Annotated in this window: 23 protein-coding genes and 2 pseudogenes; 22 read left to right on the forward strand and 3 right to left on the reverse strand. The window is 50.5% G+C overall.

The features are described from left to right. Positions 1-55: 55 nt before the first annotated feature. The 8 genes and pseudogenes from C1192_RS26055 to C1192_RS06550 all read left to right on the forward strand — a co-directional run bounded on the left by C1192_RS26055 (position 56) and on the right by C1192_RS06550 (position 5,145). On the forward strand, positions 56-268 hold the full coding sequence (locus tag C1192_RS26055) for a hypothetical protein (RefSeq protein WP_370567118.1): 213 nt from the start codon (positions 56-58) through the stop codon (positions 266-268). Further along, the gene (gene tnpA / locus C1192_RS06520) at positions 249-734 is read left to right on the forward strand and encodes an IS66-like element accessory protein TnpA (RefSeq protein ID WP_001295053.1); all 486 of its coding nucleotides are present in this window, start codon (positions 249-251) and stop codon (positions 732-734) included. Before C1192_RS26055 ends, tnpA begins: the two co-directional genes overlap by 20 nt. Next, a complete protein-coding gene (tnpB, locus tag C1192_RS06525) occupies positions 734-1,081 on the forward strand; it encodes an IS66 family insertion sequence element accessory protein TnpB (RefSeq protein WP_069906977.1) in 348 nt (115 codons plus the stop codon). Before tnpA ends, tnpB begins: the two co-directional genes overlap by 1 nt. A gap of 19 nt (positions 1,082-1,100) precedes the next feature. Further along, positions 1,101-2,672, forward strand: a complete 1,572-nt coding sequence (locus tag C1192_RS06530) for an IS66-like element ISCro1 family transposase (protein WP_103194767.1) — start codon at positions 1,101-1,103, stop codon at positions 2,670-2,672. Positions 2,673-2,907: 235 nt separating this feature from the next. Continuing rightward, positions 2,908-4,058: pseudogene (locus C1192_RS06535) on the forward strand (IS3 family transposase). A 139-nt stretch (positions 4,059-4,197) separates the two neighbouring features. Continuing rightward, positions 4,198-4,344: pseudogene (locus tag C1192_RS26060) on the forward strand (exonuclease); the annotation flags it as partial. Between the two features lie 112 nt (positions 4,345-4,456). Beyond that, positions 4,457-4,552 (forward strand): DUF1317 family protein, encoded by a 96-nt coding sequence (locus C1192_RS25090; protein WP_010380789.1) that lies wholly within the window; start codon positions 4,457-4,459, stop codon positions 4,550-4,552. Between the two features lie 182 nt (positions 4,553-4,734). Next, entirely contained in the window at positions 4,735-5,145 is a 411-nt protein-coding gene (locus C1192_RS06550) for an ASCH domain-containing protein (RefSeq protein WP_001516236.1), read from the forward strand. A gap of 274 nt (positions 5,146-5,419) precedes the next feature. Here C1192_RS06550 and icd read toward each other — a convergent pair whose 3' ends face one another. Beyond that, on the reverse strand, positions 5,420-6,670 hold the full coding sequence (gene icd, locus C1192_RS06555; protein ID WP_000444487.1) for an NADP-dependent isocitrate dehydrogenase: 1,251 nt from the start codon (positions 6,668-6,670) through the stop codon (positions 5,420-5,422). A 171-nt stretch (positions 6,671-6,841) separates the two neighbouring features. Here icd and rluE point away from each other — a divergent pair, with 171 nt between their 5' ends. From rluE to roxA, 8 genes are all read left to right on the forward strand, one after another. Continuing rightward, the gene (gene rluE, locus C1192_RS06560) at positions 6,842-7,495 is read left to right on the forward strand and encodes a 23S rRNA pseudouridine(2457) synthase RluE (protein ID WP_001516210.1); all 654 of its coding nucleotides are present in this window, start codon (positions 6,842-6,844) and stop codon (positions 7,493-7,495) included. Between the two features lie 9 nt (positions 7,496-7,504). Next, positions 7,505-7,966, forward strand: coding sequence for a phosphatase NudJ (gene nudJ, locus C1192_RS06565; RefSeq protein WP_000476079.1), 462 nt, complete (start codon positions 7,505-7,507; stop codon positions 7,964-7,966). A gap of 53 nt (positions 7,967-8,019) precedes the next feature. Next, positions 8,020-9,126: a tRNA 2-thiouridine(34) synthase MnmA gene (mnmA, locus tag C1192_RS06570; RefSeq protein ID WP_001516209.1), complete on the forward strand. Its 1,107-nt coding sequence runs from the start codon at positions 8,020-8,022 to the stop codon at positions 9,124-9,126. Between the two features lie 34 nt (positions 9,127-9,160). Continuing rightward, on the forward strand, positions 9,161-9,802 hold the full coding sequence (gene hflD / locus C1192_RS06575; RefSeq protein ID WP_038354442.1) for a high frequency lysogenization protein HflD: 642 nt from the start codon (positions 9,161-9,163) through the stop codon (positions 9,800-9,802). A 3-nt stretch (positions 9,803-9,805) separates the two neighbouring features. Then, positions 9,806-11,176, forward strand: a complete 1,371-nt coding sequence (gene purB, locus C1192_RS06580; protein ID WP_000423722.1) for an adenylosuccinate lyase — start codon at positions 9,806-9,808, stop codon at positions 11,174-11,176. 159 nt (positions 11,177-11,335) lie between these two features. Continuing rightward, positions 11,336-12,007, forward strand: coding sequence for a two-component system response regulator PhoP (gene phoP / locus C1192_RS06585; RefSeq protein ID WP_001265481.1), 672 nt, complete (start codon positions 11,336-11,338; stop codon positions 12,005-12,007). Continuing rightward, positions 12,007-13,467 (forward strand): two-component system sensor histidine kinase PhoQ, encoded by a 1,461-nt coding sequence (gene phoQ / locus C1192_RS06590; protein WP_001516207.1) that lies wholly within the window; start codon positions 12,007-12,009, stop codon positions 13,465-13,467. Before phoP ends, phoQ begins: the two co-directional genes overlap by 1 nt. Positions 13,468-13,542: 75 nt before the next feature. Beyond that, positions 13,543-14,664 (forward strand): [50S ribosomal protein L16]-arginine 3-hydroxylase, encoded by a 1,122-nt coding sequence (gene roxA, locus C1192_RS06595; RefSeq protein WP_000456528.1) that lies wholly within the window; start codon positions 13,543-13,545, stop codon positions 14,662-14,664. Between the two features lie 48 nt (positions 14,665-14,712). On the opposite strand, the gene pepT is transcribed toward roxA, so the two are convergent. Further along, a complete protein-coding gene (gene pepT / locus C1192_RS06600; protein ID WP_038354420.1) occupies positions 14,713-15,939 on the reverse strand; it encodes a peptidase T in 1,227 nt (408 codons plus the stop codon). A 249-nt stretch (positions 15,940-16,188) separates the two neighbouring features. Here pepT and potA point away from each other — a divergent pair, with 249 nt between their 5' ends. From potA to C1192_RS06635, 6 genes are all read left to right on the forward strand, one after another. Continuing rightward, positions 16,189-17,325, forward strand: coding sequence for a spermidine/putrescine ABC transporter ATP-binding protein PotA (gene potA / locus C1192_RS06610; protein WP_038354421.1), 1,137 nt, complete (start codon positions 16,189-16,191; stop codon positions 17,323-17,325). After that, the gene (gene potB, locus C1192_RS06615) at positions 17,309-18,166 is read left to right on the forward strand and encodes a spermidine/putrescine ABC transporter permease PotB (RefSeq protein ID WP_000799418.1); all 858 of its coding nucleotides are present in this window, start codon (positions 17,309-17,311) and stop codon (positions 18,164-18,166) included. Before potA ends, potB begins: the two co-directional genes overlap by 17 nt. Then, a complete protein-coding gene (potC, locus tag C1192_RS06620) occupies positions 18,163-18,957 on the forward strand; it encodes a spermidine/putrescine ABC transporter permease PotC (protein ID WP_000580316.1) in 795 nt (264 codons plus the stop codon). Before potB ends, potC begins: the two co-directional genes overlap by 4 nt. After that, positions 18,954-20,000: a spermidine/putrescine ABC transporter substrate-binding protein PotD gene (gene potD / locus C1192_RS06625; protein ID WP_000759322.1), complete on the forward strand. Its 1,047-nt coding sequence runs from the start codon at positions 18,954-18,956 to the stop codon at positions 19,998-20,000. The genes potC and potD overlap by 4 nt, the downstream gene beginning before the upstream one ends. 58 nt (positions 20,001-20,058) lie before the next feature. After that, complete coding sequence (locus C1192_RS06630) at positions 20,059-20,514, forward strand: DUF3592 domain-containing protein (protein WP_001516204.1); 456 nt, start codon at positions 20,059-20,061, stop codon at positions 20,512-20,514. Between the two features lie 61 nt (positions 20,515-20,575). Next, positions 20,576-21,283, forward strand: coding sequence for a TPM domain-containing protein (locus C1192_RS06635; RefSeq protein ID WP_077784514.1), 708 nt, complete (start codon positions 20,576-20,578; stop codon positions 21,281-21,283). A 138-nt stretch (positions 21,284-21,421) separates the two neighbouring features. Here the strand turns inward: C1192_RS06635 and cobB are convergent, their stop codons facing one another. After that, on the reverse strand, positions 21,422-22,243 hold the full coding sequence (cobB, locus tag C1192_RS06640) for a Sir2 family NAD+-dependent deacetylase (RefSeq protein WP_016248601.1): 822 nt from the start codon (positions 22,241-22,243) through the stop codon (positions 21,422-21,424). Positions 22,244-22,246 lie beyond the last annotated feature (3 nt).

Here is a 22,246-nt window from a genome sequence, read left to right on the forward strand (position 1 = left end):
ATGTAACCGGCTCATTTAAACCGTCTGGTCTGTTTCCTCCGGCTCTACAAAAATAATGTCCATCATTTTTAATGGACACTATCGTATGAAACACCGGACCTGGATCACTGAAGCTTTACGTCTTCACTTTGAAGAACATTTACCCCGGGTTGTGGCCGGGCGTCGCCTGGGTGTAACAAAATCAACAGTTTGTAGTATGTTCGTGCGCTTTCGGAGAGCTGGCCTTTCGTGGCCTTTGCCCGCAGGGCATGTCGGAGCAGGAACTTGATGCCTGCCTTTACGGACAATTTTCCACGGTACCAGTCGTACGTCCTGAAAGCACCGTTATATCCGAAGCCCCCGTGGTAAAAAAACGTCCCCGGCGGCCCAACTTCCCTTATGAGTTTAAAATCGCCTTAGTGGAGCAGTCACTGCAGCCCGGAGCCTGTGTGGCGCAGATCGCCCGGGAAAACGGAATCAACGATAACCTGCTCTTCAACTGGCGCCATCAATACCGGAAAGGTGGCCTGCTGCCTTCCGGAAAAAATATGCCGGCACTGCTTCCCGTGACGTTAACGCCGGAGCCGGATAATAAAATCCCGGCCCCCGCACAGGAACCAGAGCAGATAAATACACCGTCCGACAGTCTGTGTTGTGAGCTGGTTCTGCCGGCCGGAACTCTCAGGCTTAAAGGTAAACTGACGCCGGCGTTATTACAGACACTTATCCGCGAAATAAAAGGGAGCAGCCACTGATGATATCTCTCCCTGCCGGTTCGCGTATCTGGCTGGTTGCCGGTATCACCGACATGCGGAATGGCTTTAACGGCCTGGCATCAAAAGTTCAGAACGTCCTGAAGGATGACCCGTTCTCCGGACACCTGTTCATCTTCCGCGGACGCCGGGGTGACCAGATAAAAGTGTTGTGGGCTGACAGTGACGGACTGTGCCTCTTCACCAAACGCCTGGAGCGGGGCCGCTTCGTCTGGCCAGTCACCCGTGACGGCAAGGTGCACCTTACTCCGGCTCAGTTATCCATGCTTCCTGAAGGTATCAACTGGAAGCACCCGAAACGAACGGAACGCGCTGGAATCCGCATATAACCCGTTGTAAAGTGAGGATATGGACACCTCACTTGCTCATGAGAACGCCCGCCTGCGGGCACTGTTGCAGACGCAACAGGACACCATCCGCCAGATGGCTGAATACAACCGCCTGCTCTCACAGCGGGTGGCGGCTTATGCTTCCGAAATCAACCGGCTGAAGGCGCTGGTTGCGAAACTGCAACGTATGCAGTTCGGTAAAAGCTCAGAAAAACTTCGTGCAAAAACCGAACGGCAGATACAGGAAGCTCAGGAGCGAATCAGCGCACTTCAGGAAGAAATGGCGGAAACGCTGGGTGAGCAATATGACCCGGTACTGCCATCCGCCCTGCGCCAGTCTTCAGCCCGTAAACCGTTACCGGCCTCACTTCCCCGTGAAACCCGGGTTATCCGGCCGGAAGAGGAATGCTGTCCTGCCTGTGGTGGTGAACTCAGTTCTCTGGGATGTGATGTGTCAGAGCAACTGGAGCTTATCAGCAGCGCCTTTAAGGTTATCGAAACACAACGTCCGAAACTGGCCTGTTGCCGGTGCGACCATATCGTGCAGGCACCAGTACCTTCAAAACCCATTGCACGCAGTTATGCCGGAGCGGGGCTTCTGGCCCATGTTGTCACCGGGAAATATGCAGACCATCTGCCGTTATACCGCCAGTCAGAAATATACCGTCGTCAGGGAGTGGAGCTGAGCCGTGCCACACTGGGGCGCTGGACCGGTGCCGTTGCTGAACTGCTGGAGCCGCTGTATGACGTACTGCGCCAGTATGTGCTGATGCCCGGTAAAGTCCATGCCGATGATATCCCCGTCCCGGTCCAGGAGCCGGGCAGCGGTAAAACCCGGACAGCCCGGCTGTGGGTCTACGTCCGTGATGACCGCAACGCCGGTTCACAGATGCCCCCGGCGGTCTGGTTCGCGTACAGTCCGGACCGGAAAGGTATCCATCCACAAAATCACCTGGCCGGTTACAGCGGTGTGCTTCAGGCCGATGCTTACGGTGGTTACCGGGTGTTATACGAATCCGGCAGAATAACGGAAGCCGCGTGTATGGCTCATGCCCGGAGAAAAATCCACGATGTGCATGCAAGAGCGCCCACCGACATCACCACGGAAGCCCTGCAGCGTATCGGTGAACTGTATGCTATCGAGGCAGAGGTCCGGGGCTGTTCAGCAGAACAGCGTCTGGCGGCAAGAAAAGCCAGAGCCGCGCCACTGATGCAGTCACTGTATGACTGGATACAGCAACAGATGAAAACACTGTCGCGTCACTCAGATACGGCAAAAGCGTTCGCATACCTGCTGAAACAGTGGGATGCACTGAACGTGTACTGCAGTAATGGCTGGGTGGAAATCGACAACAACATCGCAGAGAACGCCTTACGGGGAGTGGCCGTAGGCCGGAAAAACTGGATGTTCGCGGGTTCCGACAGCGGTGGTGAACATGCGGCGGTGTTGTACTCGCTGATCGGCACATGCCGTCTGAACAATGTGGAGCCAGAAAAGTGGCTGCGTTACGTCATTGAACATATCCAGGACTGGCCGGCAAACCGGGTACGCGATCTGTTGCCCTGGAAAGTTGATCTGAGCTCTCAGTAAATATCAATACGGTTCTGACGAGCCGCTTACGTACCAATCACCTCTGCAAATATTGCACCACCAAGATAAATATAAGGATTCATAGCATAGTCTTTCCTGTTAATACCGGAGAGAATTGTACTACAGTTTGAACTTAACTCACCGGTTTCATCCCGGTGCATTCATTGATGTTTGATCTTACCCACCAATAGTGGACACAGGACTAAGTGAGTAAACTCTCAACCAGAGGTGACTCATGACAAAACCAGTATCAATCAGCAAGAAGCCCCGTAAACAACATACGCCTGAATTTCGTAACGAAGCCCTGAAACTCGCTGAACGCATCGGTGTGCCCGCCGCAGCCCGTGAACTCAGCCTGTATGAATCTCAGCTTTATGCCTGGCGCAGTAAACAGCAGCAACAAATGAGTTCGTCAGAGCGCGAAAGCGAACTGGCCGCTGAAAATGTCCGCCTTAAACGACAACTGGCGGAGGAGGCTGAGGAACTGGCCATCCTCCAAAAGGCCGCGACATACTTCGCGAAGCGCCTGAAATGAAGTATGTCTTCATCGAAAATCATCGGGCAGAGTTCAGCATCAAAGCGATGTGTCGTGTACTTCGGGTTGCCCGCAGCGGCTGGTATGTCTGGCTCAGGGGTCGTCACCAGATGAGCCTGCGCCAACAGTTTCGGCTCACCTGCGATACCGCTGTTCATAAGGCATTCTTTGAGGCAAAGCAGCGATACGGTGCTCCCCGCCTTGCTGACGAACTGCCGGAGTTCAATATTAAAACCATTGCCGCCAGCCTGCGTCGTCAGGGGCTGCGGGCGAAAGCCGGCCGGAAGTTCAGCCCGGTCAGCTACCGTGCACATGGCCTGCCCGTATTGGAGAATCTGCTGGAGCAGGACTTCAGCGCCAGCGGCCCGAACCAGAAGTGGGCGGGTGACATCACGTACTTGCGTACCGATGAGGGCTGGTTGTATCTCGCAGTAGTCATCGACCTGTGGTCACGCGCCGTTATTGGCTGGGCGATGTCACCGCGAATGACAGCACAACTGGCCTGTGAGGCACTGCAAATGGCGTTGTGGCGGAGAAGCCGCCCGGAAAGCGTCATTGTTCATACGGACCGTGGTGGTCAATACTGTTCAGGGGATTATCAGGCGCTGCTGTAGCGACACAACCTGCGTGGCAGTATGAGTGCGAAAGGCAACTGTTATAACAATGCCTGTGTGGAAAGCTTCTTTCATTCGCTGAAGGTGGAATGTATCCGCGGGGAACGCTTTAGCAGCCGGGAAATAATGCGGGCAACGGTGTTTAATTATATCGAGTGTGATTACAATCGCTGGCGTCGTCACAGTCCCTGTGGCGGTCTCAGCCCGGAACAATTTGAAAACCATAATCTCGCTTAGGGCCGTGTCCACATTACGTGGGTAGGATCAGTTCGTTTATATACCATCGATAACCTGAATTCCTGTCTGCGCCACTTTAGCCGCTGCCTGATTTATACTGGTTACTGAAACAGAAAGCCACAGAGCAGAAGGTGGCGTCATGGCACCGGACATTATCCTGCTGCGTACCGGGATCGACGTGAGGGCTGTCAAACAGGGAGATAATGCGTGGCACAAATTACGGCTCAGCGTCATTACCGCTTCTGAAATTCACAACGTGATAGCAAAACCCCGTTCAGGAAATAAGTAGCCTGACATGAGAAGTACATGCCGAGTTTTGACGAGATGGTGCCGGAGTTCATCAAAAAAATGGACGAGACATTGGCTGAAATTGGTTTTGTATTTGGGGAGCAATGGCGATGAAGCATACTCACGATAATATCCGCGTAGGCGCGATCACTTTCGTCAAACCGATCGTTATCATGATAATTGAGGTAAAGAATGGCGCAAAGTAGCGTTGTGAAAATTTAAACGTCTCAACGCCTCCTTGAATTTCTCACCCCACATGAAAAAGAACCAAACAGCCCGCTTTGAGCGAAAAACGAACTATGATATTAGCAAGAAAGCATCACTGTTAATATTCGAACAATTAATGCTCAGCTATTTCTCTATTATTTACAATCAGAAAGGACGTGTAATGGGTAAGGTTGATGAACTAAAGATGAAATATCCGGACGCGAATGCCTGGCAAATGGGCGACAGCCCTGAACTGGCTAACGAGCTTGCAGCACTTATAGAAAAAGGGATTAAAACGGCCTCCTGTGGCTCTTATGCCTCTTATCAGAAGGAAGAATTTGCCCCAAGGATTGGGAGCTATAACATCATCCTTGACGGCCAGGATGTACCGGTATGCGTGACCAGGCTGGTGTCGATGCAACTGGTGTGTTTTTGTGATGTTACTGCCGAGTTAGCTCGCAAGGAAGGTGAAGGCGATTTGAGCCTTGAATATTGGCAGAGAGAGCATCAACGATTTTTCACCCAGGAAGGTCATTTTTCTGAAGATATGGAGTTGATTATGGAAGAGTTTGAAGTTGTTGAGGTTCTGTAAGATGAGATAAACGAGCTGACGTTATATCAATTGGCATTTATAACAATGTCCGCACCTGACACATAGCGGATCTAAATATTAACGAGCGTCCACCAAATAGAGGAATGTCTAATAGGAACCTGGCAGTAGAACTGTCATCTGACTGACCAACCGACCCCAAACAACTAAGAGGTTTTGATAACTTATTTTGATAAAATTTTGATAACCGTTAGCAAACTTACATAAAACAACGGGCGTGTTATACGCCCGTTATAATATTTAACACATATAGTAATTACATGTTCTTGATGATCGCATCGCCAAACTCTGAACATTTCAGCAGCTTAGCGCCTTCCATCAGACGTTCGAAGTCATAGGTTACGGTCTTCGCATTGATTGCGCCTTCCATACCTTTAACAATCAGGTCTGCGGCTTCAGTCCAGCCCATATGGCGCAGCATCATCTCCGCGGAGAGAATGATAGAGCCTGGGTTTACTTTGTCCTGACCGGCATATTTCGGTGCTGTACCGTGGGTGGCTTCAAACAGTGCGCATTCGTCACCGATGTTTGCACCAGGGGCGATACCGATACCGCCAACCTGTGCTGCCAGTGCGTCAGAAATGTAGTCACCGTTGAGGTTCATACAGGCGATAACGTCGTATTCAGCCGGACGCAGCAGGATCTGTTGCAGGAATGCGTCAGCAATCACGTCTTTAATGACGATCTCTTTGCCGGTGTTCGGGTTTTTGACTTTCAGCCACGGGCCGCCGTCGATCAGTTCACCGCCAAACTCTTCACGCGCCAACTGGTAACCCCAGTCTTTAAACGCGCCTTCGGTGAACTTCATGATATTGCCTTTGTGCACCAGGGTCACTGAGTCACGGTCGTTGGCAATTGCGTATTCGATTGCTGCTCGTACCAGACGTTTGGTGCCTTCTTCAGAACACGGCTTAATGCCGATACCGCAATGTTCCGGGAAGCGAATTTTCTTCACCCCCATCTCTTCACGCAGGAATTTGATCACTTTCTCAGCGTCAGCAGAGTCAGCTTTCCATTCGATACCTGCATAAATGTCTTCCGAGTTTTCACGGAAGATGACCATATCAGTCAATTCAGGGTGTTTAACCGGGCTTGGAGTGCCCTGGTAGTAACGAACCGGGCGCAGGCAGATGTAGAGATCCAGTTCCTGGCGCAGTGCTACGTTCAGAGAACGAATACCGCCACCAACCGGAGTAGTCAGCGGGCCTTTGATGGCAACGCGATATTCACGAATCAGATCAAGGGTTTCAGCAGGTAGCCAGACGTCCTGACCATAAACCTGGGTGGATTTTTCACCGGTGTAAATTTCCATCCAGGAGATTTTACGCTCGCCTTTATAGGCTTTCTCGACTGCAGCGTCGACCACTTTCAGCATGGCTGGGGTTACATCTACACCGATTCCATCACCTTCAATGTAAGGGATAATCGGATTTTCAGGAACGTTGAGTTTGCCGTTTTGCAGGGTGATCTTCTTGCCTTGTGCCGGAACAACTACTTTACTTTCCATTCACCTCTCCTTCGAGCGCTTCTGGTTTGCTCGTCTGCCACCACGTTGCACATGCGTTTGCGTCCTGCCACACGGATGCATTAGAGCAATTTTTTGTTAATGATTTGTAATTGGCTTGTCAATACTACCCTATTGTTTGTCGTCATGAAAGATGCGCGTTATTAGGCTATAATGCGGCAATTCATAAACCCTGAAAATACCATGCAAAAAACTTCTTTTAGAAATCACCAGGTTAAGCGATTCAGCTCGCAACGTTCCACCAGGCGCAAACCTGAAAACCAGCCCACGCGCGTGATCCTGTTCAATAAACCCTACGATGTTCTTCCGCAGTTCACCGATGAAGCCGGGCGCAAAACATTAAAAGAATTCATCCCTGTTCAGGGCGTTTATGCGGCAGGTCGTCTCGACAGAGATAGCGAAGGGTTACTGGTGCTGACGAATAATGGCGCGTTACAGGCGCGTTTAACCCAGCCGGGCAAACGCACCGGAAAAATCTATTATGTGCAGGTGGAAGGCATTCCCACGCAAGACGCACTTGAAGCCTTGCGCAATGGCGTAACCTTAAATGATGGCCCTACCCTGCCCGCAGGTGTGGAACTGGTTGAAGAACCGGAGTGGTTATGGCCACGTAATCCACCAATTCGTGAGCGTAAAAGTATTCCTACCTCCTGGCTTAAGATCACCTTATATGAAGGACGTAATCGCCAGGTGCGCCGCATGACCGCCCATGTTGGTTTCCCCACGCTGCGACTGATTCGCTATGCGATGGGTAATTACACGCTGGATAATCTTGCCAATGGCGAATGGCGAGAAGCGACAGAATAAGGACGCAAAATGTTTAAACCGCACGTTACCGTTGCCTGCGTGGTGCACGCAGAAGGCAAATTTTTAGTCGTTGAAGAGACGATTAATGGTAAAGCGTTATGGAACCAACCCGCCGGACATCTGGAGGCGGATGAAACATTAACAGAAGCAGCGGCGCGTGAGCTGTGGGAAGAAACCGGCATCAGCGCGCAACCGCAATATTTCATCCGTATGCATCAGTGGATTGCGCCGGATAAGACGCCATTTTTGCGCTTCCTGTTTGCCATTGAGCTTGAGCAAATATGCCCAACACACCCTCATGACAGTGATATCGACTGTTGCCGTTGGGTCAGTGCTGAAGAGATTTTACAGGCACCAAATCTGCGCTCGCCATTAGTGGCAGAAAGTATTCGTTGTTATCAAAGCGGGCAACATTATCCGCTGGAGATGATTGGCGAGTTTAACTGGCCTTTTACAAAGGGTGTCATCTAAAAGGCTGCGTGATAGAATACGCCGCCTTGAAGTTCAATGTCGTGAGTAATCCAATGTCTGAAACCGCAAAAAAAGTGATCGTCGGCATGTCCGGCGGCGTCGATTCCTCCGTTTCTGCCTGGCTGTTGCAACAACAGGGATATCAGGTCGAAGGCCTGTTTATGAAGAACTGGGAAGAAGACGACGGTGAGGAATATTGCACGGCGGCAGCGGATCTGGCTGATGCCCAGGCTGTCTGCGATAAGCTCGGCATTGAACTGCACACTGTCAACTTTGCAGCCGAGTACTGGGACAACGTCTTTGAACTGTTCCTTGCTGAATATAAAGCGGGTCGCACGCCGAACCCGGATATTCTGTGCAACAAAGAGATCAAATTTAAAGCCTTCCTCGAATTTGCCGCCGAAGATTTAGGTGCCGATTATATCGCTACCGGCCATTACGTTCGTCGTGCAGATGTCAATGGCAAGAGCCGCCTGCTGCGTGGTCTGGACAGCAACAAAGACCAGAGCTACTTCCTTTATACACTTAGCCATGAGCAGATAGCGCAAAGCCTGTTCCCGGTTGGCGAACTGGAAAAACCGCAGGTACGTAAGATTGCGGAAGATCTCGGTCTGGTCACCGCGAAGAAAAAAGATTCTACCGGGATCTGCTTTATCGGTGAACGTAAATTCCGCGAGTTTCTTGGCCGTTATCTCCCGGCGCAACCGGGAAAAATCATTACTGTCGATGGTGATGAGATTGGCGAGCACCAGGGGCTGATGTATCACACCCTCGGACAGCGTAAAGGCCTGGGCATCGGTGGCACCAAAGACGGCACTGAAGAGCCGTGGTACGTGGTGGATAAAGACGTCGAGAACAACATTCTGATTGTTGCGCAGGGTCATGAACACCCACGTCTGATGTCTGTCGGATTGATTGCCCAGCAACTGCACTGGGTCGATCGCGAACCTTTCACCGGCACTATGCGTTGCACGGTGAAAACCCGCTACCGCCAGACTGACATTCCATGCACCGTCAAGGCGCTGGATGATGATCGCATTGAAGTGATTTTCGATGAGCCGGTTGCGGCCGTCACTCCAGGTCAATCCGCCGTCTTCTATAACGGTGAAGTGTGCCTCGGCGGCGGCATCATTGAGCAGCGTCTGCCGCTGCCAGTCTGATTATTTTCTTACTTAAAACAAGGAAGCAGTGAACGTGGCAAAGAATTACTATGACATCACCCTCGCCCTGGCCGGTATTTGTCAGGCGGCACGCCTGGTACAACAGCTTGCTCACCAGGGGCATTGTGATGCCGATGCGCTACACGTCTCACTCAACAGTATTATCGATGTGAACCCCAGCTCCACGCTGGCGGTTTTTGGCGGCAGCGAAGCCAACCTGCGCGTCGGGCTGGAAACCCTGCTCGGCATGCTCAATGCCAGCAGTCGCCAGGGCTTAAACGCTGAGTTAACCCGTTACACCCTTAGCCTGATGGTGCTTGAGCGCAAACTCTCGTCTGCCAAAGGTGCGCTCGACACTCTGGGTAACCGGATTAACGGTCTGCAACGCCAGCTCGAACATTTCGATTTACAGTCGGAAACGCTGATGAGCGCAATGGCTGCTATTTATGTTGATGTTATCAGCCCACTTGGCCCACGTATTCAGGTCACCGGTTCCCCTGCCGTACTGCAAAGCCCACAGGTGCAGGCGAAAGTTCGCGCTACCCTGCTGGCAGGCATTCGCGCCGCCGTGCTCTGGCACCAGGTTGGCGGCGGACGTCTACAACTGATGTTTTCTCGTAATCGCCTGACCACTCAGGCAAAACAAATTCTTGCTCATTTAACCCCGGAGTTGTGATCTATGGAATTATCCTCACTGACCGCCGTTTCCCCTGTCGACGGACGCTACGGCGATAAAGTCAGCGCGCTGCGCGGGATTTTCAGCGAATATGGTTTGCTGAAATTCCGTGTACAAGTTGAAGTACGTTGGCTGCAAAAACTGGCCGCGCACGCAGCGATCAAGGAAGTTCCTGCTTTTGCTGCCGACGCAATCGGTTACCTTGATGCAATCGTCGCTAATTTCAGTGAAGAAGATGCGGCGCGAATCAAAACCATTGAGCGTACCACTAACCACGACGTTAAAGCGGTTGAGTATTTCCTGAAAGAAAAAGTGGCTGAGATCCCAGAACTGCACGCAGTTTCTGAATTTATTCACTTTGCCTGCACCTCAGAAGACATCAACAACCTCTCCCACGCATTGATGCTGAAAACCGCGCGTGATGAAGTGATCCTGCCGTACTGGCGTCAACTGATTGACGGCATTAAAGATCTGGCTGTTCAGTATCGCGATATTCCGCTGCTATCCCGTACCCACGGTCAGCCAGCGACACCGTCAACCATCGGTAAAGAGATGGCTAACGTCGCTTATCGTATGGAGCGCCAGTTCCGCCAGCTTAATCAGGTGGAAATCCTCGGCAAAATCAACGGCGCGGTCGGTAACTATAATGCCCACATCGCCGCGTATCCGGAAGTTGACTGGCATCAGTTCAGTGAAGAGTTTGTCACCTCACTGGGTATTCAGTGGAACCCGTACACCACCCAGATTGAACCGCACGACTACATTGCCGAACTGTTTGATTGCATCGCGCGCTTTAACACCATTCTGATCGACTTTGACCGTGACGTCTGGGGTTATATCGCCCTTAACCATTTCAAACAGAAAACCATCGCCGGTGAGATTGGTTCTTCCACCATGCCGCACAAGGTTAACCCAATCGACTTCGAAAACTCCGAAGGTAACCTGGGGCTTTCCAACGCGGTGTTGCAGCACCTGGCCAGCAAACTGCCGGTTTCCCGTTGGCAGCGTGACCTGACCGACTCTACCGTGCTACGTAACCTCGGAGTGGGCATCGGTTATGCGCTAATTGCTTACCAGTCCACCCTGAAAGGCGTGAGCAAACTGGAAGTGAACCGTGACCATCTGCTGGATGAACTGGATCACAACTGGGAAGTGCTGGCTGAGCCGATCCAGACAGTTATGCGTCGCTATGGCATCGAAAAACCGTACGAGAAGCTGAAAGAACTGACTCGCGGTAAACGCGTTGACGCCGAAGGCATGAAGCAATTTATCGACGGTCTGGCGCTGCCGGAAGAAGAGAAAGCGCGCCTGAAAGCGATGACCCCTGCTAACTACATTGGTCGCGCCATCACAATGGTGGATGAGCTGAAATAACACCCATATCAATGCCGGATGGCGATGCTGTCCGGCCTGCTTCTTAAGCTGATCTTTTCCCGTATTATCTCCCCTACCCGCTGGTTTAATTAATGTTTACTCCCATAAACACATAATCGCGTTACACTATTTTAATAATTAAGACAGGGAGAAATAAAAATGCGCGTACTGGTTGTCGAAGACAATGCGTTGTTACGTCACCATCTTAAAGTTCAGATTCAGGACGCTGGTCATCAGGTCGATGACGCAGAAGATGCCAAAGAAGCAGATTATTATCTCAATGAACATTTGCCAGATATTGCAATTGTCGATCTCGGTTTGCCTGACGAAGACGGTCTGTCACTGATCCGCCGCTGGCGCAGCAATGATGTTTCACTGCCGATTCTGGTATTAACCGCCCGTGAAAGCTGGCAGGACAAAGTCGAAGTATTAAGCGCCGGCGCTGACGATTACGTGACTAAACCGTTTCATATTGAAGAGGTGATGGCGCGGATGCAGGCATTAATGCGTCGTAATAGTGGTCTGGCTTCACAGGTTATTTCGCTGCCACCGTTTCAGGTTGATCTTTCCCGCCGTGAACTATCGATTAATGACGAAGTGATCAAACTGACCGCGTTTGAATACACCATTATGGAAACGTTGATTCGTAATAATGGCAAAGTGGTCAGCAAAGATTCGTTGATGTTACAACTCTACCCGGACGCCGAATTGCGGGAAAGCCATACCATTGATGTACTCATGGGGCGTCTGCGCAAAAAAATTCAGGCGCAATATCCGCAAGAAGTGATTACCACCGTTCGCGGCCAGGGTTATTTGTTCGAATTGCGCTGATGAAAAAATTACTGCGTCTTTTTTTCCCGCTTTCGCTGCGGGTACGTTTTCTGTTAGCGACGGCGGCGGTAGTACTGGTGCTTTCGCTGGCCTACGGAATGGTCGCGCTGATCGGTTATAGCGTCAGTTTCGATAAAACCACGTTTCGCCTGTTACGCGGCGAGAGCAATTTGTTCTATACCCTCGCAAAGTGGGAAAACAATAAGTTGCATGTCGAGTTACCAGAAAATATCGACAAGCAAAGCCCCACCATGACGCTAATTTATGATGAGAACGGGCAACTCTTATGGGCGCAGCGTGACGTTCCCTGGCTGATGAAAATGATCCAGCCTGACTGGCTGAAATCAAATGGCTTCCATGAAATCGAAGCGGATGTTAACGACACCAGCATCTTGCTGAGTGAAGATCATTCGATACAGCAACAGTTACAGGAAGTACGAGAAGATGACGACGACGCAGAGATGACCCACTCGGTGGCGGTGAACATCTACCCGGCAACGTCGCGGATGCCGAAGTTAACCATTGTGGTGGTGGATACTATTCCGGTGGAGCTTAAAAGTTCCTATATGGTGTGGAGCTGGTTTGTCTACGTGCTCTCAGCCAACCTGCTGTTAGTGATCCCTCTGTTATGGGTCGCCGCCTGGTGGAGTTTACGCCCCATCGAAGCCCTGGCAAAAGAAGTCCGCGAACTGGAAGAACATAACCGCGAATTGCTCAACCCAGCCACGACACGAGAACTGACCAGTCTGGTGCGTAACCTGAACCGGCTATTAAAGAGTGAGCGTGAACGTTACGACAAATACCGCACAACGCTCACCGACCTGACGCACAGCCTGAAAACACCACTGGCGGTACTGCAAAGTACGCTGCGTTCTTTGCGTAGTGAAAAGATGAGCGTCAGTGATGCTGAGCCGGTAATGCTGGAACAAATCAGCCGTATTTCACAACAAATCGGCTACTACCTGCATCGCGCCAGTATGCGCGGTGGAACGCTGCTTAGCCGCGAACTGCATCCCGTTGCCCCGTTACTGGACAATCTCACCTCGGCGCTGAACAAAGTGTATCAGCGTAAAGGGGTCAATATTTCTCTCGATATTTCGCCAGAAATCAGTTTTGTTGGCGAGCAGAATGACTTTGTCGAAGTGATGGGCAACGTACTGGATAACGCCTGTAAATACTGTCTTGAGTTCGTGGAAATTTCAGCGAGACAAACCGAAGATCATCTCTATATTGTGGTCGAGGATGACGGCCCGGGAATTCCATTAAGCAAGCGTGAAGTCATTTTCGACCGCGGCCAACGTATAGATACTTTGCGTCCCGGACAAGGTGTTGGTCTGGCTGTCGCCCGTGAAATTACCGAGCAATACGACGGAAAAATCATCGCCGGAGAGAGTATGCTCGGCGGCGCACGAATGGAGGTCATTTTTGGTCGCCAGCATTCTGCACCAAAGGGTGAATAAATATGCCCTTTCTTCACGCATTACGTTAAGCATCCGTTATAATCGGTTGCAGATACCCGCCTATGGACGCTTAATATGGAATACCAACTTACCCTTAACTGGCCCGATTTTCTTAAACGCCACTGGCAGAAACGTCCGGTGGTGTTAAAACGCGGCTTTAATAATTTTATTGACCCGATCTCTCCAGACGAGCTGGCAGGTCTGGCAATGGAAACGGAAGTCGACAGTCGGCTGGTCAGTCATCAGGATGGCAAATGGCAGGTCAGCCACGGTCCATTCGAAAGCTACGATCATCTCGGTGAGACCAACTGGTCATTGCTGGTGCAGGCAGTGAATCACTGGCATGAGCCAACCGCCGCGCTGATGCGTCCGTTCCGTGAATTACCAGACTGGCGCATTGACGACCTGATGATCTCATTTTCCGTACCTGGCGGCGGCGTCGGTCCACATCTCGATCAGTACGACGTTTTTATTATTCAGGGCACCGGTCGTCGTCGTTGGCGGGTGGGTGAAAAGCTGCAGATGAAGCAACACTGCCCGCATCCGGATCTGCTACAGGTCGAGCCGTTTGAAGCAATTATCGACGAAGAACTGGAGCCAGGCGATATTCTTTATATTCCGCCAGGATTCCCGCACGAAGGCTACGCGCTGGAAAATGCGATGAACTATTCTGTCGGTTTTCGTGCACCGAATACGCGGGAGCTGATCAGCGGTTTTGCCGATTATGTTCTGCAACGTGAGCTGGGCGGTAATTATTACAGTGATCCGGATATCCCTCCTCGCGCCCATCCGGCGGACGTTCTGCCGCAGGAGATGGATAAACTGCGTGAGATGATGCTTGAATTGATCAACCAGCCAGAACACTTTAAACAGTGGTTTGGCGAGTTTATCTCCCAGTCACGGCATGAACTGGATATCGCTCCGCCAGAACCGCCTTATCAACCGGATGAAATATACGACGCGCTGAAACAAGGTGATGTACTGGTACGTCTGGGTGGTCTGCGCGTGTTGCGTATTGGTGATGAAGTATATGCTAATGGTGAAAAGATCGATTCTCCACACCGTCCGGCGCTGGAGGCACTCGCCAGCAATATTGCTCTGACCGCCGAGAATTTTGGCGATGCGCTGGAAGATCCATCGTTCCTCGCTATGCTCGCGGCGCTGGTCAATAGCGGGTATTGGTTCTTCGAAGGATAAGTTTGAATCTAAGCCGGATGCGGCATCACATGCCGCATCCCTTTTCGCTTACTTCCGTTGTGCCGTTAACTCGGCAATACGCACGATCACCTGTACCGCTTTTTCCATTCCTTCCAGGGTCACAAACTCATGTTTACCATGATAGTTATAACCGCCAGTAAACAGGTTCGGGCACGGCAATCCCATAAATGACAACTGTGCACCGTCGGTGCCGCCACGGATCGGTTTCAGATCCGGTTCAATATCGCAATCGCGCATCGCCTGCTGGGCGATATCAAGAATATGCGGATGCTCAACGATTTTCTCGCGCATATTGTAGTAGCTGTCTTCAATCACCAGTTCAATGTAGCAGTCAGGGTGTAGCCCTTTACCCACTTTCTTGGCAATTTCCATCATCTTACGTTTACGCGCTTCAAACTGTTTACGGTCGAAATCACGAATGATGTAGTGCATATCGGTACGCTCAACGGTGCCTTTCATGCTCGTCAGGTGATAAAAACCTTCATAACCTTCGGTAGTTTCCGGGCTTTCATCCGCCGGAACTTCCGCATGAATGCGTGCTGCCAGTGACAGCGCATTAACCATCACGCCTTTTGCCGAGCCAGGGTGAACGTTGTTGCCGACTATTTTGATATTCACCGATGCGGCATTAAAGTTTTCAAACTCCAGTTCACCTACGCCACCGCCATCAACGGTATAAGCCCAACGAGCATCAAAGGCTTCAACATCAAAGTGTTTTGCCCCTTTGCCCACCTCTTCATCTGGCGTAAAGGCGATGCGAATATCGCCGTGTGGAATGTTTTTCTGCTGCAATACTGCCAGCGCGGTCATGATTTCTGCGATACCCGCTTTATCATCTGCACCTAACAAGGTTTTACCATCGGTGGTGATCAACGTCTGCCCCAATAGTTGATGCAGAACCGGGAACATCACCGGTGATAAGACTTCATCACCGATACCCAGCGCGATGTCACCACCGCGATAGTTTTCAACAATTTGCGGATTTACATTTTTACCGCTGCAATCCGGAGAGGTATCCACATGAGAAATAAAGCCAATCGCCGGAATATCGCCTGGAACGTTAGCCGGTAACGTCGCCATCAATGTGCCCTTCTCACTTAAGGTCACATTGATAAGCCCCATCTCTTCAAGCTGATCTTTCAACAGATGCAATAACTTCCACTGGCCTTCCGTGCTGGGAACCTGTCTCACCCCCGCTTTTGATTGGGTATCCAGAGATACGTAGTTCAAAAAACGCTCAAGTAGTTTATCCATGTAGTCACCCTCACTTTTCGTGACAACATTATTAAGAAGCAAGAAAAGACAAATATTGCGTCAGGTCACTTTTACCCCTGCAAGCGGGAATATTTATCAACATTACCTTAATCAATATAAAGCTAAGCCAGTAATTCACAACAAGGATTGGCGATTACGATGGTTTGCCGTAGAATTACCGCCCTCATTAAGAGTCACCAAGGTGGTTAACCACAAACCCCGCATCGGTAAGCCATCCGTTGCGTTTACATGGGACAGAGTAAAAAATTGAATAAACAACCGAGTTCGCTTTCACCGCTGGTGCAATTGGCGGGAATTCGCAAATGTTTTGATGGTAAAGAAGTCATTCCCCAGTTGGATCTGACTATCAACAATGGCGAGTTCCTTACGCTGCTTGGCCCTTCTGGCTGCGGTAAAACAACCGTTCTTCGCCTGATTGCAGGTCTGGAAACTGTTGATTCTGGACGCATCATGCTGGATAACGAGGACATCACCTACGTTCCGGCGGAAAACCGCTATGTGAACACCGTTTTCCAAAGCTACGCGCTATTCCCCCACATGACCGTGTTCGAAAATGTGGCCTTTGGCTTGCGTATGCAAAAAACCCCCGCTGCTGAAATTACGCCTCGCGTGATGGAGGCTCTGCGGATGGTGCAACTGGAGACCTTCGCTCAACGCAAACCTCATCAACTCTCTGGCGGTCAACAGCAACGCGTAGCCATTGCCCGCGCGGTGGTTAACAAGCCTCGCCTGTTGCTGCTGGATGAATCGCTCTCCGCGCTGGATTACAAACTGCGTAAACAGATGCAGAACGAGCTGAAAGCTTTACAGCGTAAGCTTGGCATTACTTTCGTTTTCGTCACCCACGATCAGGAAGAAGCGCTCACCATGTCGGACAGAATTGTGGTGATGCGCGATGGTCGCATTGAACAAGACGGCACGCCGCGTGAAATTTACGAAGAGCCGAAAAACTTGTTTGTTGCCGGATTCATTGGCGAAATCAATATGTTCAACGCCACGGTGATCGAGCGTCTCGACGAACAACGCGTACGAGCCAACGTTGAAGGCCGCGAATGTAATATCTACGTTAACTTCGCTGTTGAACCAGGGCAAAAGTTGCATGTTTTGCTGCGCCCGGAAGACTTACGCGTTGACGAAATCAACGATGACAACCACGTCGAAGGGCTGATTGGCTACGTTCGCGAACGCAACTACAAAGGTATGACGCTGGAATCAGTTGTCGAACTGGAAAATGGCAAGATGGTGATGGTCAGCGAATTCTTTAATGAAGACGATCCTGACTTTGACCACTCTCTCGACCAGAAAATGGCCATTAATTGGGTAGAAAGCTGGGAGGTTGTACTGGCTGATGAAGAACACAAGTAAGTTCCAGAATGTAGTGATTGTCACTATTGTCGGTTGGCTTGTGTTGTTTGTCTTTCTGCCCAACCTGATGATCATTGGCACCAGCTTTTTGACCCGCGACGACGCCAGTTTCGTCAAAATGGTTTTTACGCTGGAGAACTACGCCCGTCTGCTCGATCCGCTCTATTTTGAAGTGCTGCTGCACTCACTGAATATGGCGCTGATCGCGACTATAGCCTGCCTGGTGCTGGGCTACCCGTTTGCCTGGTTTCTGGCTAAACTGCCACACAAGGTGCGTCCGCTGTTACTGTTTCTGTTGATTGTGCCGTTCTGGACCAACTCACTGATTCGTATCTATGGCCTGAAAATTTTCCTCAGCACCAAAGGCTATCTCAACGAGTTCTTGCTGTGGCTGGGCGTTATTGATACCCCAATTCGCATCATGTTCACCCCCAGCGCGGTGATTATCGGTCTGGTATATATCCTGTTGCCGTTTATGGTGATGCCACTTTATTCCAGTATTGAAAAGCTGGATAAACCATTGCTGGAAGCGGCTCGCGATCTCGGTGCCAGCAAGTTGCAGACTTTTATCCGCATCATCATCCCACTGACCATGCCGGGGATTATTGCCGGATGTCTGTTGGTGATGCTGCCAGCAATGGGCCTGTTCTATGTTTCTGACCTGATGGGCGGTGCGAAAAACCTGCTGATCGGTAACGTCATCAAAGTGCAGTTCCTCAACATTCGCGACTGGCCGTTTGGTGCCGCGACCAGTATTACCCTGACTATCGTAATGGGTCTGATGCTGCTGGTTTACTGGCGCGCTTCTCGTTTGCTGAACAAGAAGGTGGAACTCGAATGATCGGTCGACTGCTCCGCGGCGGTTTTATGACCGCTATCTATGCGTACCTGTATATTCCAATCATCATTTTGATTGTGAACTCCTTTAACAGCTCGCGCTTTGGCATCAACTGGCAGGGTTTTACCACCAAATGGTATAGCCTGCTGATGAACAACGATAGTCTGTTACAAGCAGCGCAACATTCACTGACGATGGCGGTGTTTTCAGCGACATTCGCTACGCTTATTGGCTCACTGACGGCTGTTGCGCTGTACCGCTATCGCTTCCGCGGTAAGCCGTTCGTTAGCGGGATGCTGTTTGTGGTAATGATGTCGCCAGATATCGTGATGGCGATTTCCCTGCTGGTGCTGTTTATGCTGCTGGGTATTCAGCTTGGCTTCTGGTCGCTGCTGTTCTCACACATTACCTTCTGCCTGCCATTTGTGGTGGTGACGGTGTATTCGCGTCTGAAAGGCTTTGATGTGCGGATGCTGGAAGCAGCGAAAGATCTCGGTGCCAGCGAGTTCACCATTCTGCGGAAAATCATTCTGCCACTGGCAATGCCAGCGGTGGCGGCGGGTTGGGTGTTAAGCTTTACCCTGTCCATGGACGATGTGGTAGTTTCGTCGTTTGTCACCGGGCCGAGCTATGAAATTCTGCCGTTAAAAATTTATTCGATGGTCAAAGTCGGCGTATCGCCGGAAGTTAACGCGCTGGCAACCATTTTACTGGTGCTGTCGCTGGTGATGGTGATTGCCAGCCAGCTTATTGCTCGTGATAAAACGAAAGGTAACACAGGGGACGTTAAATGAAAAAATGGTCACGCCACCTGCTCGCGGCGGGTGCTCTGGCACTGGGCATGAGCGCCGCTCACGCCGATGACAACAACACGCTGTATTTCTACAACTGGACCGAGTACGTACCGCCAGGACTGCTGGAACAGTTCACTAAAGAAACCGGCATTAAAGTTATCTATTCGACTTATGAGTCGAATGAAACCATGTACGCCAAGCTGAAAACGTACAAAGACGGTGCTTATGACCTGGTGGTTCCTTCAACCTATTACGTCGATAAAATGCGTAAAGAAGGGATGATCCAGAAGATCGACAAGTCGAAGTTAACGAACTTCAGCAACCTCGATCCAGAAATGCTCAACAAGCCATTTGACCCGAATAACGATTACTCCATTCCGTATATCTGGGGCGCGACGGCGATTGGCGTTAACGGTGATGCGGTTGATCCGAAATCCGTGACGAGCTGGGCCGATTTGTGGAAGCCTGAATACAAAGGCAGCCTGCTGCTGACCGACGACGCCCGTGAAGTGTTCCAGATGGCACTGCGTAAGCTGGGTTATTCTGGCAACACCACCGATCCGAAAGAGATTGAAGCCGCGTATAACGAGCTGAAAAAGCTGATGCCAAACGTAGCGGCGTTTAACTCCGATAACCCGGCTAACCCGTACATGGAAGGCGAAGTTAACCTCGGCATGATCTGGAACGGTTCTGCTTTCGTTGCCCGTCAGGCAGGCACGCCAATTGACGTGGTCTGGCCGAAAGAAGGCGGCATTTTCTGGATGGACAGCCTGGCTATTCCAGCAAATGCCAAAAACAAAGAAGGCGCGCTGAAACTGATCAACTTCCTGCTACGTCCGGATGTGGCAAAACAGGTTGCGGAAACTATTGGTTATCCAACACCAAACCTCGCCGCACGTAAACTGTTAAGCCCGGAAGTGGCGAACGACAAGACCCTCTATCCGGATGCCGAAACCATCAAAAATGGCGAATGGCAGAGTGACGTTGGCTCAGCCAGCAGCATTTATGAAGAGTATTATCAGAAGCTGAAAGCAGGACGTTAATTCAGCAAGCGGGCGGAGTTATTACCGCCCGCTTTTTTATTAAGCAAGGATGTTGCTTATGAGTCAGGACAATCAAATTTTATCCCGCGTTTTCCCTGGAGTCGGTCTGATACTCCTCCTTATTTCTATTGTTATCTTTTATAACCAGTTCACCTACAGCAAAAATACTGTACATACCGAAGGGATCATTGTTGATACCGTCTGGCACAATTCACGCCAGATCGGTAATGATGGTTCATGGCATCCTGTTGTCGCATTTCGTCCTACGCCAGACTACACGCTCATTTTCAATTCGAGTATCGGTAGTACTTTTTATGAAGACAGCGAAGGCGATAAAGTTAATGTTTATTATCCTCCAGGACATCCTGAAAAGGCTGAAATAAATAACCCGTGGGTTAATTTTTTCAAATGGGGATTTATCGGCATGATGGGCGTTATTTTTATCGCCGTCGGTTTATTAATCAGTATGCCCTCCTCTAAAAAGACGCGCAGGAAAAGGAAATCCCGCCAATGAAAAAGTTATTTATATTGCTTTTCTGCCACTGGCGGGAATAAGCCAGCCTGTAATACCCGTAATGAAAACATTCTTTACGGATACCACTGGCACCGTTCCCGATGGCGAGGATATCGCGCGTAAAGCGGAGATCTTTCGTCAACAAACCGGGATTGCGCCATTTATCGTGGTTGTTCCTGACATCAATGAAACCAGTCTCAGGAAAAATGGCAAAGCGATGCTGGCGCATGCGTCATCTTCATTGACTGATGTAAAAGGGAGTGTTCTGTTAATCTTTACTACCCGGGAGCCACGGTTAATTGTGATAACCAACGGCCAGGTTGAAAGCAGTATGGACGATAAACATCTGGGACGGCTGATAGAAAATTACACACTGGCTTATTTAAATGCTGATCTCTGGTATCAGGGTATGAATAATGCACTGGATATTTTACAAGCTCAGATATTAAAACAACCAACGCCGCCACTGACATATTATCCGCATCCCGAACAAAAGCATGAGAGTGATCCGCCAGGCAGCACCTCGACATTAGGTTTTATCTCCTGGGCTGCAGCATTTGTCTTATTTTCCAGGATCTTTTACTACACGACACGTTTTATTTATGCGCTAAAATTTGCAGTAGCTATGACTGTTGCCAATATGGGCTATCAGGCTTTATGCCTGTGTATCGATAATAGCTTTACGATTGCCAGAATATCGCCGCTCTGGGCGGTGCTGATTGGTGTCTGTACGTTTTTTGCCGCGCTGTTATGGCCGAGTAAAAGTTAAAAGAGGTCGGTAAAATGCGCGTGTATTATGCCGGATGCGGCGTGAACGCCTTATCCGGCCTACAAAACCCACAAATTCAATTAATTGTGCCCTTTTATAGGCCTGATAAGCGTAGCGCATCAGGCAATGACTTCTGCTTTATAAGCCCTTCAGCAACTTCTCAACAAACTCTGGCACGACCTGACTTGCCGGGCCGTAATATTTCTCGGCAAACTCATTGCCAACCTGGCTCGGTTCAAGGTTCAGTTCAACCGTATGCGCGCCATGCAGCTTCGCTTCGTGGACAAATCCTGCTGCCGGATAAACATGCCCGGACGTGCCAATAGCAATGAAAATATCCGCCATCGATAACGCCATATAGATTTCATCCATACCGAACGGCATTTCACCAAACCACACCACGTGTGGGCGCAGCGGTGCCGGAAACTGGCAGCAATGGCATTTATCTTCTGGCGTGACATCGCCCGTCCAGTCGAGCACCTGCCCGCTTTGCGTACAGCGTACTTTCAGCAATTCCCCATGCATATGAATCACATTGGTATTGCCCGCGCGTTCATGCAGGTTATCGATATTCTGCGTCACCAGCAAAAAGTGATCGCCCAGGGCGTCTTGCAGTTTTGCCAATGCAAGATGCGCAGCGTTAGGTTGAATTTCTGGCTGCTGTAGTTGACGGCGACGGGCGTTATAAAATGCCTGTACCAGTTCAGGATCGCGGTTAAAGCCTTCTGGCGTCGCGACATCTTCTACACGATGTTCTTCCCACAGGCCGTCTGCAGCGCGAAAGGTACGAATACCTGATTCCGCAGAAATGCCTGCCCCTGTCAGTACGAGTACTCTTGGTTTTTCCATTGCTTCCGGCACCACTTTATCTCTGAAAAAAATACGCTGACGCAAACGCTCGTGCAGGCGGCGTTTGTTTTTACGAAAACGACTTAACCGATGACCCCGACGCGACAGCATAGC

The sequence above is a fragment of the Escherichia marmotae genome, assembly GCF_002900365.1.
Lineage (GTDB): Bacteria > Pseudomonadota > Gammaproteobacteria > Enterobacterales > Enterobacteriaceae > Escherichia > Escherichia marmotae.

What these genes read in the sequence shown, in the direction of transcription:
- C1192_RS26055 (WP_370567118.1), top strand. Translation starts at nt 56, where the DNA reads ATGTCCATCATTTTTAATGGACACTATCGTATGAAACACCGGACCTGG.
- tnpA (WP_001295053.1), top strand. Translation starts at nt 249, where the DNA reads ATGTCGGAGCAGGAACTTGATGCCTGCCTTTACGGACAATTTTCCACG.
- tnpB (WP_069906977.1), top strand. Translation starts at nt 734, where the DNA reads ATGATATCTCTCCCTGCCGGTTCGCGTATCTGGCTGGTTGCCGGTATC.
- C1192_RS06530 (WP_103194767.1), top strand. Translation starts at nt 1,101, where the DNA reads ATGGACACCTCACTTGCTCATGAGAACGCCCGCCTGCGGGCACTGTTG.
- C1192_RS25090 (WP_010380789.1), top strand. Translation starts at nt 4,457, where the DNA reads ATGAAGCATACTCACGATAATATCCGCGTAGGCGCGATCACTTTCGTC.
- C1192_RS06550 (WP_001516236.1), top strand. Translation starts at nt 4,735, where the DNA reads ATGGGTAAGGTTGATGAACTAAAGATGAAATATCCGGACGCGAATGCC.
- icd (WP_000444487.1), bottom strand. Translation starts at nt 6,670, where the DNA reads ATGGAAAGTAAAGTAGTTGTTCCGGCACAAGGCAAGAAGATCACCCTG.
- rluE (WP_001516210.1), top strand. Translation starts at nt 6,842, where the DNA reads ATGCGGCAATTCATAAACCCTGAAAATACCATGCAAAAAACTTCTTTT.
- nudJ (WP_000476079.1), top strand. Translation starts at nt 7,505, where the DNA reads ATGTTTAAACCGCACGTTACCGTTGCCTGCGTGGTGCACGCAGAAGGC.
- mnmA (WP_001516209.1), top strand. Translation starts at nt 8,020, where the DNA reads ATGTCTGAAACCGCAAAAAAAGTGATCGTCGGCATGTCCGGCGGCGTC.
- purB (WP_000423722.1), top strand. Translation starts at nt 9,806, where the DNA reads ATGGAATTATCCTCACTGACCGCCGTTTCCCCTGTCGACGGACGCTAC.
- phoP (WP_001265481.1), top strand. Translation starts at nt 11,336, where the DNA reads ATGCGCGTACTGGTTGTCGAAGACAATGCGTTGTTACGTCACCATCTT.
- phoQ (WP_001516207.1), top strand. Translation starts at nt 12,007, where the DNA reads ATGAAAAAATTACTGCGTCTTTTTTTCCCGCTTTCGCTGCGGGTACGT.
- roxA (WP_000456528.1), top strand. Translation starts at nt 13,543, where the DNA reads ATGGAATACCAACTTACCCTTAACTGGCCCGATTTTCTTAAACGCCAC.
- pepT (WP_038354420.1), bottom strand. Translation starts at nt 15,939, where the DNA reads ATGGATAAACTACTTGAGCGTTTTTTGAACTACGTATCTCTGGATACC.
- potA (WP_038354421.1), top strand. Translation starts at nt 16,189, where the DNA reads ATGGGACAGAGTAAAAAATTGAATAAACAACCGAGTTCGCTTTCACCG.
- potB (WP_000799418.1), top strand. Translation starts at nt 17,309, where the DNA reads ATGAAGAACACAAGTAAGTTCCAGAATGTAGTGATTGTCACTATTGTC.
- potC (WP_000580316.1), top strand. Translation starts at nt 18,163, where the DNA reads ATGATCGGTCGACTGCTCCGCGGCGGTTTTATGACCGCTATCTATGCG.
- potD (WP_000759322.1), top strand. Translation starts at nt 18,954, where the DNA reads ATGAAAAAATGGTCACGCCACCTGCTCGCGGCGGGTGCTCTGGCACTG.
- C1192_RS06630 (WP_001516204.1), top strand. Translation starts at nt 20,059, where the DNA reads ATGAGTCAGGACAATCAAATTTTATCCCGCGTTTTCCCTGGAGTCGGT.
- C1192_RS06635 (WP_077784514.1), top strand. Translation starts at nt 20,576, where the DNA reads ATGAAAACATTCTTTACGGATACCACTGGCACCGTTCCCGATGGCGAG.
- cobB (WP_016248601.1), bottom strand. Translation starts at nt 22,243, where the DNA reads ATGCTGTCGCGTCGGGGTCATCGGTTAAGTCGTTTTCGTAAAAACAAA.